Source organism: Rhodovulum sp. P5, from assembly GCF_002079305.1.
Lineage (GTDB): Bacteria > Pseudomonadota > Alphaproteobacteria > Rhodobacterales > Rhodobacteraceae > Rhodovulum.
Map to the genome: position 1 here is coordinate 2003394 of NZ_CP015039.1, position 16146 is coordinate 2019539.

18 protein-coding genes and 1 pseudogene are annotated in these 16146 nt (G+C 65.1%); 8 read left to right on the top strand and 11 right to left on the bottom strand.

All coding sequences use genetic code 11. The features are described 5' to 3' along the window. The first annotated feature begins 28 nt into the window (after positions 1-28). Both RGUI_RS09750 and RGUI_RS09755 read left to right on the top strand, forming a co-directional pair. Complete coding sequence (locus tag RGUI_RS09750; RefSeq protein ID WP_081532881.1) at positions 29-1966, top strand: OmpA family protein; 1938 nt, start codon at positions 29-31, stop codon at positions 1964-1966. Beyond that, positions 1953-2278: pseudogene (locus tag RGUI_RS09755) on the top strand (hypothetical protein). The gene RGUI_RS09750 and the pseudogene RGUI_RS09755 overlap by 14 nt, the downstream one beginning before the upstream one ends. On the opposite strand, the gene RGUI_RS09760 reads toward RGUI_RS09755, so the two are convergent. From RGUI_RS09760 to RGUI_RS09795, 8 genes are all read right to left on the bottom strand, one after another. Continuing rightward, positions 2275-2718: a molybdenum cofactor biosynthesis protein MoaE gene (locus RGUI_RS09760; protein ID WP_081532882.1), complete on the bottom strand. Its 444-nt coding sequence runs from the start codon at positions 2716-2718 to the stop codon at positions 2275-2277. The pseudogene RGUI_RS09755 and the gene RGUI_RS09760 sit on opposite strands and share 4 nt — an antisense overlap. Positions 2719-2722: 4 nt before the next feature. After that, the gene (gene moaD, locus RGUI_RS09765) at positions 2723-2971 is read right to left on the bottom strand and encodes a molybdopterin converting factor subunit 1 (RefSeq protein WP_156882931.1); all 249 of its coding nucleotides are present in this window, start codon (positions 2969-2971) and stop codon (positions 2723-2725) included. Continuing rightward, positions 2968-3531, bottom strand: a complete 564-nt coding sequence (gene pgsA / locus RGUI_RS09770) for a CDP-diacylglycerol--glycerol-3-phosphate 3-phosphatidyltransferase (protein WP_081532883.1) — start codon at positions 3529-3531, stop codon at positions 2968-2970. Before pgsA ends, moaD begins: the two co-directional genes overlap by 4 nt. Before the next feature lie 17 nt (positions 3532-3548). After that, positions 3549-5417: an excinuclease ABC subunit UvrC gene (uvrC, locus tag RGUI_RS09775; protein ID WP_081532884.1), complete on the bottom strand. Its 1869-nt coding sequence runs from the start codon at positions 5415-5417 to the stop codon at positions 3549-3551. A gap of 302 nt (positions 5418-5719) precedes the next feature. Then, on the bottom strand, positions 5720-6502 hold the full coding sequence (locus tag RGUI_RS09780; RefSeq protein WP_081532885.1) for an SDR family oxidoreductase: 783 nt from the start codon (positions 6500-6502) through the stop codon (positions 5720-5722). Next, entirely contained in the window at positions 6499-7473 is a 975-nt protein-coding gene (locus RGUI_RS09785; protein WP_081532886.1) for a calcium/sodium antiporter, read from the bottom strand. Before RGUI_RS09785 ends, RGUI_RS09780 begins: the two co-directional genes overlap by 4 nt. A gap of 6 nt (positions 7474-7479) precedes the next feature. Continuing rightward, entirely contained in the window at positions 7480-7662 is a 183-nt protein-coding gene (locus RGUI_RS22120) for a hypothetical protein (protein WP_081532887.1), read from the bottom strand. 3 nt (positions 7663-7665) lie between these two features. Continuing rightward, positions 7666-8469, bottom strand: coding sequence for a S49 family peptidase (locus RGUI_RS09795; protein WP_081532888.1), 804 nt, complete (start codon positions 8467-8469; stop codon positions 7666-7668). 278 nt (positions 8470-8747) lie between these two features. Here RGUI_RS09795 and rpsD point away from each other — a divergent pair, with 278 nt between their 5' ends. From rpsD to RGUI_RS09820, 6 genes are all read left to right on the top strand, one after another. Further along, positions 8748-9368 carry a 30S ribosomal protein S4 gene (gene rpsD / locus RGUI_RS09800; RefSeq protein ID WP_081532889.1) on the top strand — a complete coding sequence of 207 codons (621 nt, stop codon included), beginning with the start codon at positions 8748-8750 and terminating at the stop codon, positions 9366-9368. A 144-nt stretch (positions 9369-9512) separates the two neighbouring features. Beyond that, entirely contained in the window at positions 9513-10049 is a 537-nt protein-coding gene (locus RGUI_RS09805) for a TIGR00645 family protein (protein ID WP_081532890.1), read from the top strand. Between the two features lie 221 nt (positions 10050-10270). Next, positions 10271-10447 carry a hypothetical protein gene (locus RGUI_RS21205; protein ID WP_156882932.1) on the top strand — a complete coding sequence of 59 codons (177 nt, stop codon included), beginning with the start codon at positions 10271-10273 and terminating at the stop codon, positions 10445-10447. Between the two features lie 15 nt (positions 10448-10462). Next, positions 10463-11989, top strand: a complete 1527-nt coding sequence (locus RGUI_RS09810; protein WP_081532891.1) for an aldehyde dehydrogenase (NADP(+)) — start codon at positions 10463-10465, stop codon at positions 11987-11989. Continuing rightward, complete coding sequence (locus tag RGUI_RS09815; RefSeq protein WP_081536045.1) at positions 11989-12993, top strand: aldo/keto reductase; 1005 nt, start codon at positions 11989-11991, stop codon at positions 12991-12993. The genes RGUI_RS09810 and RGUI_RS09815 overlap by 1 nt, the downstream gene beginning before the upstream one ends. A 188-nt stretch (positions 12994-13181) precedes the next feature. Continuing rightward, complete coding sequence (locus RGUI_RS09820) at positions 13182-14222, top strand: DUF475 domain-containing protein (protein ID WP_081536046.1); 1041 nt, start codon at positions 13182-13184, stop codon at positions 14220-14222. A gap of 218 nt (positions 14223-14440) precedes the next feature. On the opposite strand, the gene RGUI_RS09825 is transcribed toward RGUI_RS09820, so the two are convergent. The 3 genes from RGUI_RS09825 to parA form a co-directional block, all read right to left on the bottom strand. Beyond that, positions 14441-14761, bottom strand: a complete 321-nt coding sequence (locus RGUI_RS09825; protein WP_081532892.1) for an antibiotic biosynthesis monooxygenase — start codon at positions 14759-14761, stop codon at positions 14441-14443. A gap of 139 nt (positions 14762-14900) precedes the next feature. Continuing rightward, the gene (locus RGUI_RS09830; RefSeq protein WP_081532893.1) at positions 14901-15308 is read right to left on the bottom strand and encodes a universal stress protein; all 408 of its coding nucleotides are present in this window, start codon (positions 15306-15308) and stop codon (positions 14901-14903) included. 64 nt (positions 15309-15372) lie between these two features. Continuing rightward, positions 15373-16008, bottom strand: coding sequence for a ParA family partition ATPase (gene parA, locus RGUI_RS09835; protein ID WP_081532894.1), 636 nt, complete (start codon positions 16006-16008; stop codon positions 15373-15375). Positions 16009-16146: the final 138 nt, after the last annotated feature.

Consider the following 16146-nt stretch of genomic DNA (forward strand, 5'->3'; position numbering starts at 1 on the left):
ACGCTTTGCCCAACCACGAGATGCAGTCATGCGCCGTCTCCTGACCTCACTTCTTGCGCCGGTTACCATCGCGGTGGCGGCCGGCCTGTGCGTTCTGGCCGCCCTTGTCGCCGTGGACGAGATCGAGCGGCGCACCGCCGCCGCCGTCCACGCCGCCCTGTCGGACGCGGATCATTCGTGGGTCGCGGTCCGGTCGGATGGCATGCTTGTCCATCTCGCGGGCACCGCCCCGGATGAGGCCGCGCGGTTTCACGCCCTCTCTGCCGCCGGGCAGGTGATTGACCCTGCCAACCTGATCGACGATATGCAGGTCACCGCAGCCACCGGGATCGAGCCCCCCGAATTCCGGGTGGAGCTTTTGCGCAACGATGCGGGCATTTCCGTTATCGGCCTTGTCCCCACTACGACGGATCGGGCAGCGCTCATCAAGACGCTCGACCGGGTCGCGCCGGGCCGGGACGTCACCGACATGCTGGAAAGTGCGGACTATTCGGTTCCCGATGGCTGGGGTGCCGCCTTGGCCTTCGGGATCGATGCGCTGAAAGGGCTTGAACGGGCCAAGCTGTCCGTCACCGCCAGCCAGATCGCCGTGACGGCCGTCGCCGACAGCCGGGAAGACAAGGCCCGGATCGAGCAGTCGTTGCGCGAAACCGTGCCCGCGGGGGTCGACCTTGCCCTCGACATCTCGGCGCCCCGGCCCGTCATCGCGCCCTTCACCTTGCGCTTTCTGATGGATCGCGACGGCGCCCGGTTCGATGCCTGTGCCGCCGATACCGAGGCCGCGGCGGCGCGCATCCTCGCCACGGCCCGGCAGGCGGGCATGGTCGGAAAGGGCGAGTGCGTGGTGGCCCTTGGCGTGCCCGCCCCAAGCTGGGGCAAGGCGGTGGAGCACGGGATCTCTGCCGTCGCATCTTTCGGCGGCGGAAGCGTGACCTTTTCGGACGCCGATGTGACGCTGGTGGCCCCGCCGGGCACCGATCCGCGCCTGTTCGACCGGGTCGCCGGCGATCTTGAGGCGGCGTTGCCCGACATCTTCGCCCTGCATGCGGTCCTGCCCGACCCGGTGAAGGTCGACGGCAGCGGAAACGACACCGGCCCCAAAGAGTTCATCGCCACCCTCAGCCCCGAAGGCTTGCTGCAGCTTCGTGGCCGCGTGCCCGACAAACTGGTGCGCGAGGCGGTGGAAAGCTATGCCCGCTCCCGCTTTGGCCGGGATGACATCTACTCCGCGCTGCGGATCGACGACAAACTTCCCGACGGCTGGCCCTTGCGGGTTCTGTCGGGGTTGGAGGCGCTTTCGCAACTGCGTAACGGCGCCGTGATCGTCCAGACCGACTACCTGCGGGTGAACGGTCTGACGCTGGATGAAACCGCGCGGGCCCGCGTGGCGCGGATTCTGTCCGACCGTTTGGGGGATGCCCAGAACTACGATCTGGAGATCGCCTATCGCGAACCGACGCGCGCCGAAGAACGGGTTCTGCCGTCGCCGGAGGATTGCGTGGCCGAGATCCAGGGCATCCTGTCCGAGAACAAGATCACCTTTGCCCCCGGCTCGACCGAGATCGAGGGCGACGCGGTGCGCATCGTGGACCGGATCGCAGATGTGCTGCGCCTGTGCCCCGATGCCCGGATCGAGATCAGCGGCCACACCGACAGCCAGGGGCGCGAACAGATGAACCTTGCCCTCAGCCAGAGCCGGGCCGAGGCGGTGCTGAACGGCCTGATGGCGCGGCGGGTTCTGACCGGCAACCTGACCGCCAAGGGTTATGGAGAAGCCCAGCCCATCGCCCCGAACGATACCGAGGACGGGCGCGAGGCCAACCGGCGGATCGAGTTCCGCCTGATCGTGCCGCCGGGTCAGGACGCCGCCGAAGAAACCGAAGACACCCCAGAAGCGACAGATGAAACCGACGACGTGACCGACACGCCGGCAGAAGAGACTGGAGAGACCGATGGACAGGACTGAATTTATCGCCATTACCGCCCTCGTCCTGTTCGTGGCCTTTCTCGTGGGCTGGGCGCCTCGTGGCTTGTCCATCGCGTGGCCCGCGTAACGCAGTCGGAGATGGGCGATCTTGACGAGATGGCCCATGCCTTGCACGAGGCCGAGGAAGCCCGCGACCTTGCCATCGCCGAATCCCACGATCGCGTGGCGGAGTTGAGAAACCAGCTTCACCAGACCCAGGCCGAACTGGAGGCCGCGATGGACGGCCTGCGCGCCGCCCGACAGGAGGCGGAGGACCTGCGCGGCTACGTCGAACGGATGAACGCGGATTAATACTGCCAGCGGTCGAGGGCTGTTTCGTCCTCGTCCTTCGCGGCAACCCAAGCCGCCCCGTCGCGCCCGAATTCCTTCTTCCAGAAGGGCGCGCGGGATTTCAGGTAATCCATCAGGAATTCTGCCGCGGCGAAGGCATCGGCCCGGTGCGGGGCGGCGGTTGCGACCATCATGATCGTCTCTCCCGTCCGCAATTCGCCGTAGCGGTGGATAACAAGGCAATCTTCAAGCGCCCAGCGCGCCCCGGCCTCGGCCGCGATCTTTTCCAGCGCGCGCTCTGTCATGCCGGGGTAGTGTTCCAGCACCATCCGGTCCAGCCCGCCATCGTCGCGCACGATCCCGGCAAAGGTAACGACGGCACCCGCGGTCGTGCGGTCGCGGGCAAAGGCCCCGCACTCGGCCCCATAGTCGAACGGATCGGATTGAACGCGGATATCCAAGGGCTTACCCCCCGGTCATCGGCGGGAAGAAGGCGATCTCACGCACACCGGCCAACGGCGCGTCGAACTCGGCAAGCTCCTGATCGACCGCCACACGCAGCGCCGACAGGTCCGCAAAGGCGACGGCATAGCGTTCCTCTCGCGCCTTCAGTTCCTCCACCAGATCGGCAACGGTGGCCGCTGTGGTCTCGATCCGCTCCTTGGGCAGCCCGATCCGCTCCCGCACCCACGCGAAATAAAGCACGTCGATCATCGCGGGGTCTCTCGCAGATAGGGCCATGCCTTTATGAAGTAATCGCCCCCGGAAAGCAGCGTCAGCGCCGCGGCGACCAGCAGCAGCGCGCTTCCCAGAAAGGCAACCGCCGCGAACGGCAGCAGGCCATAGGCCAGTAGCACCGTGATCGCCACCATCTGGACGGTGGTCTTCCACTTGGCAAGCTTCGTCACCTTGAGCTGCCCCGCCTGGGCCCCCAGAAACTCCCGCAGGCCGGACACGAAGACCTCCCGAAACAGGATCACGGTCGCGGCAAGGGTCAGCCAGACGGCCATGTCATGGCGCGCCACGATCACAAGCAGAGCGACCAGAACCATCGCCTTGTCGGCGATCGGGTCGATCATCGCGCCAAACCGCGTTGTCAGGTGCCATTTCCGGGCAAGATAGCCGTCGAACCAGTCGGTGACGGAGGCCGCGACGAACAGGGTCACCGCGACCAGATCGGCCACGGGACTCTCCCACAGGAAATAGGCCAGCGGCAGAAGGGGCGCGGCCAGCAGGCGCAGGACCGTCAGGATATTGGGCAGAGTCCATCTCATGGTCCGCTCTTAACCTGTCAGCCGCGCTCATGGAAGAAGCCGTAGATGGTTTCGGCCAGACTGTCCGAGATTCCGTCAACGGCCTTGAGATCGGCCAGCCCGGCGCGGGCCACCGCCTTGGCGCTGCCGAAGTGGGTCAGAAGCGCGCGCTTGCGCGTGGCGCCGACTCCGGGGATCTCGTCCAGCGGCGTCGCGCCGACCGCCTTGGCCCGTTTCTGGCGATGGGCGCCGATGGCAAAGCGGTGCGCCTCGTCCCGCAGGCGCTGGGTGAAGTAGAGCACCGGGTCATTGTGCTTCAGCGCAAAGGGGCGTTGCCCGGGGCGGTGGAATTCCTCTTTGCCTGCGTCGCGGTCGATGCCCTTGGCCACGCCCACAACGGGGATGTCCTCCACCCCCAGGTCGCCCATGATCCCGGCCACGGCCCCCACCTGCCCGGCCCCACCGTCGATCAACAGCAGGTCGGGCCATGTCTCGCCCTCCCGATCGGGGTCTTCCTTCAGCAGGCGATGGAAACGGCGGGTCAGGACCTCTTTCATCATGCCGAAATCGTCGCCGGGGGTCAGATCCTCGCCCCGGATGTTGAACTTGCGGTACTGGCTTTTCAGGAACCCCTCGGGTCCCGCGACCACCATCGCACCCACCGCATTGGTGCCCTGAATGTGCGAGTTGTCGTAGATCTCGATCCGCTTGGGCGGGGCGTCCAGCCCGAACGCCTCGGCCATGCCCGCCAACAGCTTGCCCTGCGCCGCGCTCTCGGCCAGCTTGCGGCCAAGACTTTCACGGGCATTCCGCGCGGCGTTGGCGACCAGTTCGGCCTTTTCACCGCGCTGGGGCATCGCGATGTCGACCTTGCGGCCCGCACGTTCCGACAGGGCCTCGGCCATCAGGTCGCGATCCTCGATGTCATGGGACAGAAGGATCAGCCGGGGCGGTTCCTTGTTGTCGTAGAACTGGCCAAGGAAGCCGCGCAGCACCTCGGCCTCTTCCGCGCCTGCCCCGGTCTTGGGATAGTAGTCGCGGTTGCCCCAGTTCTGGTTGGCGCGGATGAAGAAGACCTGCACGCAGGCCTGACCCCCTTCCATATGCAGCGCGACGACATCGCCCTCCGCCACGCCCCGCGGGTTGATGCCTTGCGCCGACTGCACCTGTGTCAGCGCCCGGATCCGGTCCCGCAGGGCCGCGGCGCGCTCGAACTCCAGCGCCTCGCTTGCCGCTTCCATCTCGCGGGCCAGCGCCTCTTGCACACCGGTCGACTTGCCTTGCAGGAAGCGCTCGGCATCCTTGACCGCGGCGGCATACTCCGCCCTGTCGACACGCCCCACGCAGGGCGCGCTGCACCGCTTGATCTGATACAGCAGACAGGGCCGCGTGCGGCTGTCGAAGACGGAGTCAGAGCAGTTGCGCAGCAGGAACACCTTCTGAAGCTGGTTCAGCGTGCGGTTCACCGCACCCGCGCTGGCGAACGGGCCGAAATAGGCGCCCTTCTCGGTCTTGGCGCCACGGTGCTTCTTGATCTGCGGGAACGGGTGATCCTTGGGGATCAGGATGTTCGGAAAGCTCTTGTCGTCGCGCAACAGCACGTTGTAGCGCGGCTTGAGCTGCTTGATGAGGTTCTGCTCAAGCAGCAGCGCCTCGGTTTCGGTCCGCGTCGTCAGGAACATCATCGCGGCGGTTTCGCGGATCATCCGCGCAATCCGGGGGCTGTGCCCCGACGGTTTGGCATAGTTCGCCACGCGCTTTTTCAGGCTTTTCGCCTTGCCGACATAAAGCACGCGCGCCTGCGCATCGAGCATCCGGTAGACCCCCGGCGAGTTGTCGAGCGTCGCGAGATAGGACTGGATGCAGGCATGGCCCGTGGGCCGCGCCTCTGGCGCACTGGACGTCATGGTCAAGAGATCGTGATTCCGGTCACTGGCTGCAAGAATATGGCACGACGGGCAAGGAAAAACATGTCCACCACTTCTGTGGATAAGTTTGCGGGCAACTTCGGGCTCACTGGAATTTTCCCTTGTTTTTCTTAGGCCTTCAATGACTTGCCTGATTTTTGGGCGACATTTCAAGCCATTGATTTTGCTTTATAATTTTTCGAGGTGCCGGCAAGGCCTTGAATATATTAAAGAAAAATTCATACTTTCGTAACAAATCTTTCATCGGTGGAAAAGTTAACGCCGCACCCCCGGAGTCGGGGTCATTCCACGCCCAGAACGTCCGGCGTCTGCCAAGCAAGATGTTGGCCGCCATCGACGCAGATCAACTGTCCGGTGACGGCCGGGGCGTTGATGAAATAATCCAGCGCGGCACAGATATCGTCCGGGTTTGCGCCGCGTTCCAGCACCGTCGCGGCGCGCTGACGGGCGAAATGGTCCTCCGACTGGCGTCCGCCGCGCAAGGTCGGGCCCGGGCCGATGGCATTGACGCGGATCGCGGGGGCAAGGGCCTGTGCCGCGGTGCGGGTGAACGCCCACAGCCCCATCTTCGCGATCGTGTATGTCATGAATTCGGGCGTGGGCTTCAGAACCCGCTGGTCGATCATGTTGACGATCAGGCCCGAGGCCCGGGGTTCGCCGTTTTCGCAGGCATCCGCGGCCGGGGCCTGCGACGCGAAATGCTGGGTCAGCACGAAAGGCGCCCGCAGGTTGGAGCCGATATGGCGATCCCAGCTTTCGCGCGTCGCGGTATGGATCGTGTCGTATTCGAAGATCGAGGCGTTGTTGACAAGGACCGTCAGCGGCCCGCCCAGCACCTCTGCCGCGCGGCCGATCAACGTGTCGGCCTGGTCCTCATCCAGCAGGTCGGCCTCCAGCGCCTGTGCCTTACGGCCCATGGCGCGCAGGGCAGAGACGACCTCTTCGGCATCCTCGGCGCCACTGGCGTAGTGAACGGCAACATCGAAGCCGCCCGCCCCAAGATGCAGCGCCATGGCACGGCCCAAGCGCCGCGCCCCCCCGGTCACCAAGGCCCGGCCGGTCATACCAGCACCACCACAAGGTAAGCGACGTAGAGCAGGACGAAGACCACGCCCCAAGCCCGGTTCAACGGCCATTTCCAGAACACGAACGGCGTCAGCAGGACCGAAGCCGCCAGCATCACCCAAAGGTCAAAGCGCAGCATTTCGGGCGGAACATCGATCCGGCCCACAAGGCTGGCGATACCCACAATGGCCAACAGGTTGAACATGTTCGACCCGATCACATTGCCCAGCGCCACATCGGCCTGACGGCGCAGCGCCGCCATGACGGTCGTCGCCAGTTCCGGCAGGGACGTGCCGATGGCCACGAGCGTCAGGCCGATCACGGTCTCAGAGACACCGATTTCGCGCGCGATACTGACCGAGCTGTCGACCAGCAGATCCGCGCCCAGCGGCAGGCCGATCAGGCCAAGCAGCAAGAAGACCGAAATCTTTCCCCAGCCAAGGCCGGGATCCGCGCCTTCGACCTCCTCTTCTTCCTCCGCGTCGCGCGCCGCCGCGTCACGGGCGGTCTGTTCGCGCCTGTGGCTCCGCGCGGACAGGAAGGCATCGGCCAGCACGGCCCCCAGCGCCAGAAGAAGGCCCAAGCCGTGGATCCATGTGATCGGACCGATCATGCAGATGAAGATGAAGAAGACCGATGCCATCAGCATCATCACGAAGGTGCGTCTGGTGTCGCATTCCGCGGTCCTCAGCCCCGTGATCAATGCGGGGATCCCCAGAACCAGCAACACGTTGGCGGTGTTCGACCCCACGACATTGCCCAGCGCGATCCCCGGCGCATTGTCCAGAACCGCCTTGACCCCGATCAGCAGTTCCGGGGCGGAGGTGCCGAACGCCACGATGGTCAGGCTGACGATCAGCGCCGGCACACCCAGCCGAAGCGACAGGTTGACCGCGCCCCTGACCAGACTGTCCCCGGCCAGAAGTAGCAGCGCAAGCCCCAGCCCCGCGAAGGCAAGATCGGACGCCATGTGCCCCTAGCCCTTGCCACAGGGGCATGGGCCCCCGCCGATCCTGTGGCGCCCACAATGGGGGCATTTCGCGGGTATCGCGCGACGAAAGGCGATCCGCCGCCCCACGGGACCGGGCAGGCGCAATTTGCCGAACATGGCCAGCACGGCCATCCCGATCAGGAACAGGGAGACGATCTTGATTATCATGTGCTACAGCCCATAGCGCGACCAGAGTTGACGGGCCTCGAACTCCTCGACACTATCGGCCACGATCCGGGCCCCAAGCAAGGGGATGAGGGAGCGCCGCGGCGCATGGCGGGAAAAGCGGACCTTGTCGCCGTACTTCTCTTTCATCACCGGCACCAGATGCCCAACACCGTCGGCCAGCCCCTTGTCGACCGCATGCTGCCCGACCCAGACATCGCCGGTGAACAGGTCGTCGTCCGGCTTCAGCCGGTCGCCCCGGCGGCTGCGGACATGGGCCTTGAACGCCTCGTGGATCGGCGTCTGCAACCGTATCAGCTTGTCCACATCCTCCGGCTTTTCGGGTTTGAACGGGTCGAGGAAGCTCTTGCTTTCGCCGGCCGTGTGCACGCGCCGCTCGATCCCATAGCGGGCGATCAGGTCCTGAAAGCCGAAGCCGGCGTAGATCACCCCGATCGACCCCACGATGGACGAGGCATCGACCCAGATCTCATCCGCGGCGCAGGCCAGCCAGTACCCGCCCGAGGCGGCCACATCCTCGACAAAGGCATGGACCGGGATGTCATGTTCATCGGCAAGCCGCCGGATGCGCGCGGCGATCAGCGCGCTTTGCGCGGGCGAACCGCCGGGGGAATTCACGATCAGGGCCACCGCATCGGGCTTGCCGCGCTTGAACGCCCGCTCGATCGCCGGGGCGAGGCCTGCATCGGACAAGCTGCCGGTGCCGCGTGGATTGGCTGCGATGGTGCCTGACAGGCGGATCACCGCGACAAGCGGGTCGGATTTGACGAAGGGGATCCAGCGTTTCATGTCCCGCCATGTAGAGTGGTGGCCAGCCGCGAACAAGGCACACGAAATAATGCAGGGAATTATTGACAGGGCTGCCCCCGAAAAAGACCACGGGCGTTGACAGGGCGCGCCGCATCTGTATAAGCGCGCCATTCCCGGCCCTGCGGTCGGGCTTTTCATTGGTGTTGGTGGCCCCCGCAAGGGGATACCTGTCAGGCCCGGGCCAGATTGGATCGGTGCCAGAGGACAACGCCCTTCATAGCCGCCCGCGGGCGGCGCCCTGTTGAAGGAGATCAGCCGTGACCAAACGCACGTCTGCCAAGTACAAGATCGACCGCCGGATGGGTGAAAACATCTGGGGCCGTCCGAAATCCCCGGTCAACCGCCGCGAATACGGCCCCGGCCAGCACGGCCAACGCCGCAAGGGCAAGATGTCCGACTTCGGCCTGCAGCTGCGCGCCAAACAGAAGCTGAAGGGCTATTACGGCGACCTGACCGAAAAACAGTTCCGCCGCATCTTTGCCGAAGCGGAACGTGTGCGCGGCGACACCGGTGAGATCCTCATCGGCCTGCTGGAACGCCGTCTCGACACCGTCGTCTATCGCGCGAAGTTCGTCCCCACGATCTTTGCCGCGCGCCAGTTCGTGAACCACGGCCATGTGCTGGTGAACGGCCAGCGCGTGAACATCCCCTCCTACCGCGTGAAGGAAGGCGATGTGGTCGAGGTGCGCGAAAAATCCCGTCAGATGGCTGCGCTGCTTGAATCCGTGCAGCTGGCCGAACGCGACGTGCCGGACTATGTCGAAGCCGATCATTCCAAGATGACCGCGAAATTCGTGCGTACCCCGGGTCTGGCCGATGTGCCCTACCCGGTTCACATGGAACCGAACCTCGTCATCGAATACTACGCGCAGAACTGATCCTGCCGACCACTCACGACGTTACGGCCCGCCGCCCTGCGCGCGGGCCGTTTTCGTTTGTCCTGCGGCCTCCTCACGGCTTGTCAGACCATCCGCGCCAAAGTATCTGCAGCCCCGCAAGCGTGTCTGTCCGGGAGTGCGGCAATGTCTGAAAAACCGTCCGTCGAACGCGGGTTCGAAAAGGGCCTTTTCGCGGCGCGCTGGCTTATGGCGCCAATGTATCTGGGCCTGGCGATTGCCCTCGGCATGCTGACCGTGGTCTTCGTGCGCGAGCTTGCCTATTACCTTCCGCAAGTTCTTGAGATGAACAGCGAGAAGGCGATCCTTGTCATCCTGACGCTGATCGACCTGACGCTGGCCGGCAACCTGCTGCTGATCGTGTTGTTCTCGGGCTATGAAAGCTTCGTGTCGGAACTTGACATCGGCGACCATGTGGATCGGCCGGAATGGATGGGCACCGTCGATTTCTCGGCCATGAAGATGAAGCTGATCGCCTCCATCGTCGCGATCTCCGGGATCCATCTGCTGAAGCGGTTCATGGAGATCGGTCAGGAAAAGGCGGACGCCATGTATGGCAATACCGAGCTTTTCTGGCTGGTGATCATCCATATCGTGTTCGTGCTGTCCGGCGTGCTGTTGGCCGCGATGGACTGGATGTCGGCCCGGGCCAAGAAGGGCTGACACAGCCCGCAGATTCGCGCATCGCGAAATTCAGGCGGCATTCTGACCGCGCGCCGATGGTCCGCGACGGCGAAGGCGTGGTCCCGGTGGCAGTTTCCGTGACCCGATGAAGATCGGAACACTGGACATCCCCGCCCATCATCAGCGACCATCACGCCCGACGAACCCGACCATGAACGAGGTGCCCATCGGCTGCGGCGGCGCCCCCGGCTGTAGACGCCGTGATCCTCCTGCCCGCCCATCTGGCACGACATGTCGGGGCGGTAGTGATGACCGCCTTGCTGGCATTCGCGCCGTCAAAGGTTCGGGCAGGCGAAACGATCACCGGCCACGACCCGGCCACCAAGGACGAGAAGCTCGAAAAATTCGCCGCATGGCACAAGACGAACAACCGCTGACGCAAGGACTTCGATATGCTGGATGACGGAAAATTCACGCCCCACGGGCGTCACCTGATCGCGGGCGACTGGGTTGCCGGGGCGGAGACGTTCACCTCCGCCCCCGCCCATGGGCCGTCGCACGACTTCAGTGTCGGCACGCCCGACTTGGTGGACCGTGCGGCCAAAGCGGCGGAAGAGGCGTTCTGGTCCTACGGGTCGTCCAGCCGGGACGACCGCGCCGCGTTCCTGCACGCCATCGCGGACGAGATCGAGGCGCGGGCCGAGGCGACCACCGAAATCGGCACCCAGGAAACCGGCCTGCCGGAGGCGCGGTTGCAGGGCGAACGGGGCCGAACCACCGGACAATTGCGGCTGTTCGCGGACCATATCGGCAAGGGCGACTACCTCGACCGGCGCCACGACATCGCGCTGCCCGACCGCGCGCCCCTGCCCCGGCCCGACCTGAAAATGGTGCAGCGCCCCATCGGTCCGGTTGCGGTCTTCGGCGCCTCCAATTTCCCGCTGGCCTTTTCCACCGCCGGGGGCGACACGGCCTCGGCCCTGGCCGCCGGCTGCCCGGTGGTGGTCAAGGGCCACTCCGCCCATCCCGGCACCGGAGAGATCGTGGCCGAGGCGATCCATGCGGCCATCGGGAAATGCGGCGTGCATCCCGGCGTCTTCTCCCTGATCCAGGGGGGCAAGCGCGATGTGGGTCAGGCGCTGGTACAGCATCCGCTGATCCGGGCGGTCGGCTTTACCGGATCGCTGGCCGGGGGCCGGGCGCTGTTTGATCTGTGCGCCGCGCGCCCCGACCCGATCCCGTTCTTCGGGGAACTCGGCTCGGTCAACCCGATGTTCCTGTTGCCCGCGGCGCTGGCCGCCCGGGGAGCGGACATCGCGTCCGGCTGGGCGGGGTCACTGACCATGGGAGCGGGACAGTTCTGCACAAATCCCGGTATCGCGGTTGTCATCGACAGCCCCGACGCCGACGCCTTTATCGAGGCCACGACCGCCGCGCTGGAACCGATGGGCGCACAAACCATGCTGACCGACGGCATCGCAACCGCCTATCGGGCGGGCCGCGACCGGGTGGCAGGAACAGCGGGCGTGCAGGAGGTGCTGACCAGCGTCTGCGATCTGAGGAACGCCACGCCCTACCTGTTTGCCACGACCGGCGCGGAATGGCTCGCCAACGAGGTCTTGGGGGAGGAGGTCTTTGGCCCCCTTGGCCTGATCGTGCGGGTGGCCGACATGGACGAGATGCTGAAGGTGGCGCACTCGCTGCAGGGACAATTGACCTGCACGCTGCATATGGACGACGCCGATACCGCGGTCGCTCAGACCCTGATGCCGATCCTTGAACGCAAGGCAGGCCGGGTGCTGGCCAACGGCTTCCCCACGGGCGTGGAGGTTTGTGACGCGATGGTGCATGGCGGCCCCTACCCCGCCTCCACCAATTTCGGCCACACCTCCGTGGGCACCCTCGCCATCCGCCGCTTCCTGCGACCGGTCTGCTATCAGAACATCCCCGACGCACTGATGCCGGGTGACTGGAAATGATGCAGCGCCGCAAGCTTGGCCCGTCTGGCCCCGAGGTCTCCGCCCTCGGGATCGGGGCGATGTCTTTTTCCGATTTCTACGGCGCGACAACCGAGGCAGAGAGCCACGCGATCCTCGACGCCGCGCTGGCGGCCGGGGTGGACCATATCGACACCTCCAACGTCTATGGCATGGGGCGGTCGGAAACCGTGATCGGCCGGTATCTCGACCGCTATCGCGGGCAGGGCGGGCTGCCCTTCCGGATTGCCACCAAGGCCGGCATCACGCGCGGCCCCGACACCGGGGCACGACGCTTCGACAACACGGCCGCGCATCTGGAGGCAGAGCTTGACGGCAGCCTTGCCCGGCTGGGCGTGGAGCGGGTCGACCTGTTCTATGTTCACCGCCGCGATCCCCGGCTGGAGATCGAGGAGGTGACGGAAACGCTTGCCGGCCTGATCGCCAAGGGCAAGATCGCCGCCTTTGGCTATTCCGAGATCGCGCCAACCTCGCTGCGGCGGGCCGCTGCGGTGCACCCGGTCGCCGCGGTGCAATCGGAATACTCCCTGCAAACGCGCCTGCCGGAGTTGGGTCTCGTCCAGACCTGCGAGGATTTGGGCACCGCGCTTGTCGCCTTTTCGCCCGTTGGCCGCGGGCTTCTGTCCGACGATCCGCCCACGGCCGAACGCGTTGCGCAATCGGGTTTCCTGCGGACCAATCCCCGTTTCAGCGGCGGCAATCTGGAGCGGAACCTTGCCGCAAGCGACGCCTTGCGCGATCTGGCCCGCCAGACCGGGGAACCCGCCGCCGCACTGGCCATCGCCTGGCTGATCGACCGCAGCCCAACTGTCCTGCCGATCCCCGGCACCCGCAGCACCGCCCATTTTGCCGAACTTGTCCGCGGCGCACAGATGACCCTGTCGGACGACCTCCGAGAGGAGATCGCACGCCGCCTGCCGCCGGGCTGGGCCCACGGTGCGCGCTATACCGACGACCAGTCCATCGGGCCTGAAAGCTATTGCTGAATGCCGCGGGCATGTCGCCATACCATCAAGGTCGATGGCAGCCCGGTCTATTTCCGCGCGCTCTGCCGCCGGGGCGATCACAAACCGCGACGCAATGGCACAGCCTGCCATTGGCACCCGCGCCGCATATTTCACGGATAACGCGTTTCTGACACATGCCCAAAGGCTTGGGGGATGACACCGGCCACATGACACCGCTTTGGTCCTATTTCCGCTTGCCGGTCTTCTTCACGGTCCTTGGCCTTGTCCTTGCCTTCTGGCTGGGCCTAGCCACCACCGGGACGCTGTCGGGGGCGATGTCATTTCTGCTGATCGGCGCGGTGCTTGCGGTGCTGGAGATCTCGCTCAGCTTCGACAACGCCATCGTCAACGCGAACAAGCTGAAGGACATGACGCCGAAATGGCAGCACCGCTTCCTGACATGGGGGATCATCATTGCGGTCTTCGGGATGCGCATCCTGTTTCCGCTGTCGGTGGTTGCCCTTGCTGCGCAGATCGGCCCGATGGCCGCCGTGGCACTCGCGATGTCGGACCCGCAGGAATACGCCCTGATCATGGAGGAGTCGCAGGTCAGCATATCGGCCTTCGGCGGCACCTTCCTGATGATGGTCGCGCTGACGTATTTCATCGACGGCGACAAGGATGTCGACTGGCTCTGCGCCGTTGAAGAGCGGCTTCGCGCCTGTGCCTCGATCCGCGGGCTGGCGATCGCGGTGGTGCTGGCCGTGGCGCTCGGCTTCACGCTGGTCCTTCCAGAGGAGGAAGGCAGCCGTTTCCTCTTCGCCGCGGTTTGCGGGCTTCTGATCTTTCTGGCGGTGGAACTTCTGGGGCAGATCCTCGATGCCTCTGAAGAGACGCGTCACCTTGCGGCGCGCGGGGGCCTTGGCGCATTTCTTTATCTTGAGGTGCTGGACGCCAGCTTTTCCTTCGACGGGGTCATCGGGGCGTTTGCGCTGACCCAGAACCTGTTCCTGATTGCCATAGGGTTGGGGATCGGGGCGTTCTACGTGCGGACCATGACCATCATGCTGGTGGAGCGGAAGACGCTTGCGCAATTCCGCTATCTCGAACACGGGGCCTTCTACTCGATCATGGTCCTGTCAATCATCATGTTCGCCCAATCGCTGATGCATATCCCGGAGCTGATCACCGGCCTGATCGGCGCCGCGCTGATCGGGCTGTCGCTGGTGTCCTCCATCCGTCACAACCGGTCGCCGGAGGGGCACTGAAGCTCCGGATGTTTGTCCGCCGTGCTATGCCCGGTGATCTCTCCCGTTGCGACGGTCGCGGTCGAGTTGGGGTTGGGCGCCATCTTTGCCAGGTTCACAACGTGATATTCGGCTTCCGAACTGCGGGCCCAGTAGATCGGGTCAGCCCGTATTGGTTCCGCGCCCGGTTCTTCGGCGCGGAACGATTTGCAGCGCGGTCAGGCCGCGGGTCGCCGGTATCAGCCGATACTCGCAAAGACCTCGTACATCACCGGTTCGAAGCTTTTGCACAGGTCCGAGAACCGCCGCGTCCGCACGCGCATCTCGTCCGAGCGCAGCATCGCCTGGAAATCCTCGCGCTTCTGCCACTGGGAATAGTTGGCGATCCGGGTCTGGGCGTCGTTCACATGCAGCCCTGCCCCGATGAAGCCGGGTTGCTTCGAAATGAACGTCTCAAGCGCATCGTTCAGTTCGTCCAGCAGATCCTGGCAGGTGCCCGGCGTGACCTCGAACGTGGTGATCACGGTCTGCAGTTGGGACTCTTTGGATATCTTCGGCATGGTGTCCTCCCGGGAAGAAAAACGGTTTCGGCCGTCTGGAGCGTTTCGCGCTCATTCGTATTCACGCGACACGCTCCACGCCATTGAATTCGCATGTTCGAGGAGCAGAAAACCGGTTCTCACCTTTCCGCAACATGCCCTAGCGCACGACATGGACCGAGCAGGGGGCATGCCGCACCACGCGCGCCGCGGTGGAGCCCAGGAAATAGTCCTGAAGCCCCGGCCGGTGCGAGTGCATGACGATGCAATCCACCCCATGGGTCTTGGCAAAATCGACGATCGTCATGCCCGCATGACCGGTGACGACGCGAACCTCCACATCCGGGGAGTCCTGAAATTCCCCTTCAAGCTCCTCGCGGATCATGTCGCGCGCCTTGGCATCCTGCCCTTCGGGCAGATATTGCGAGACGTAAGGCGGGATCGCCTCTGCGACGGTCAGGACGGTGATGGTCCCACCCTCCGCCCGCACGGCCCGGGCCACGCCCAGCACTTCGCCCAGATGGGGGCCATGATCGACGGCGACGGGGACGAGGATATTCTTGTACATGTTCAGAGACCTCTTTCGGTCCATCTAACATCGCATCGCATGGGAAGGGCAACCTTGACGCAAATCATGCGCGCACAATGCCCAGAACCTCTTCGGCGAGGGCCGTGACCTCATCCATGGCAGGACCCTTTCGGCCGGTTTCCAGCACGCCAAGCCCGTGGCCCAGCGTTTCGGCATAGCTGACCCGGTTGGCCAGCCGCGCGGTTGCAAGATCGGCGTCCATCGCGGCGGCACTCTCGGTGACCTCCGCGGCGAGCCGCGTGTTGGGCCGTAGCCGGTTCAGCACGACCAGTGCGGGCTTTCGTTCGCGCCGCGCGAGGTCAAGCACCCCTTCGGTCGCCCACAGATCGACATGGGACACCGCCACCGGTACCAGCACAAGCTGCGCCGCACGCAGCGCCGGGCGCAGGTCACTGTCGGCCTTTGGCGGCGTGTCGATCAGGACGATATCGTTGTCGCGGGCCAGCTTGGACGTCTCGTAGCCCACGCCCCAGGCGGAGGCGGTGGAGAAATCCATATCCGGCGCCTCCCGCCCCTCCAGCCGTGTCATGAACCAGCGGCCAAGGCTGCCTTGCGGGTCGGTGTCGATCAGGGCCACGCCCAGCCCCTGCCGCGCGAAGGCGACGGCAAGGTTCGCAGCCAGCGTGGTCTTGCCGGACCCGCCCTTCTGTTGTGCGACCGTGATGATCGTGCCCGTCATGTCCCCGCCCTCCGGCCACCTGCTGCGGCGCAGAATAGCGCCAGTCGAAACAGGATGCCCAGCCCCAATCGCCCGATTTCCGGCCGACTGACGCAAGCCTTGCACCGCAATGGCCCGCCGTCGGAAAGCCGGCGGAGG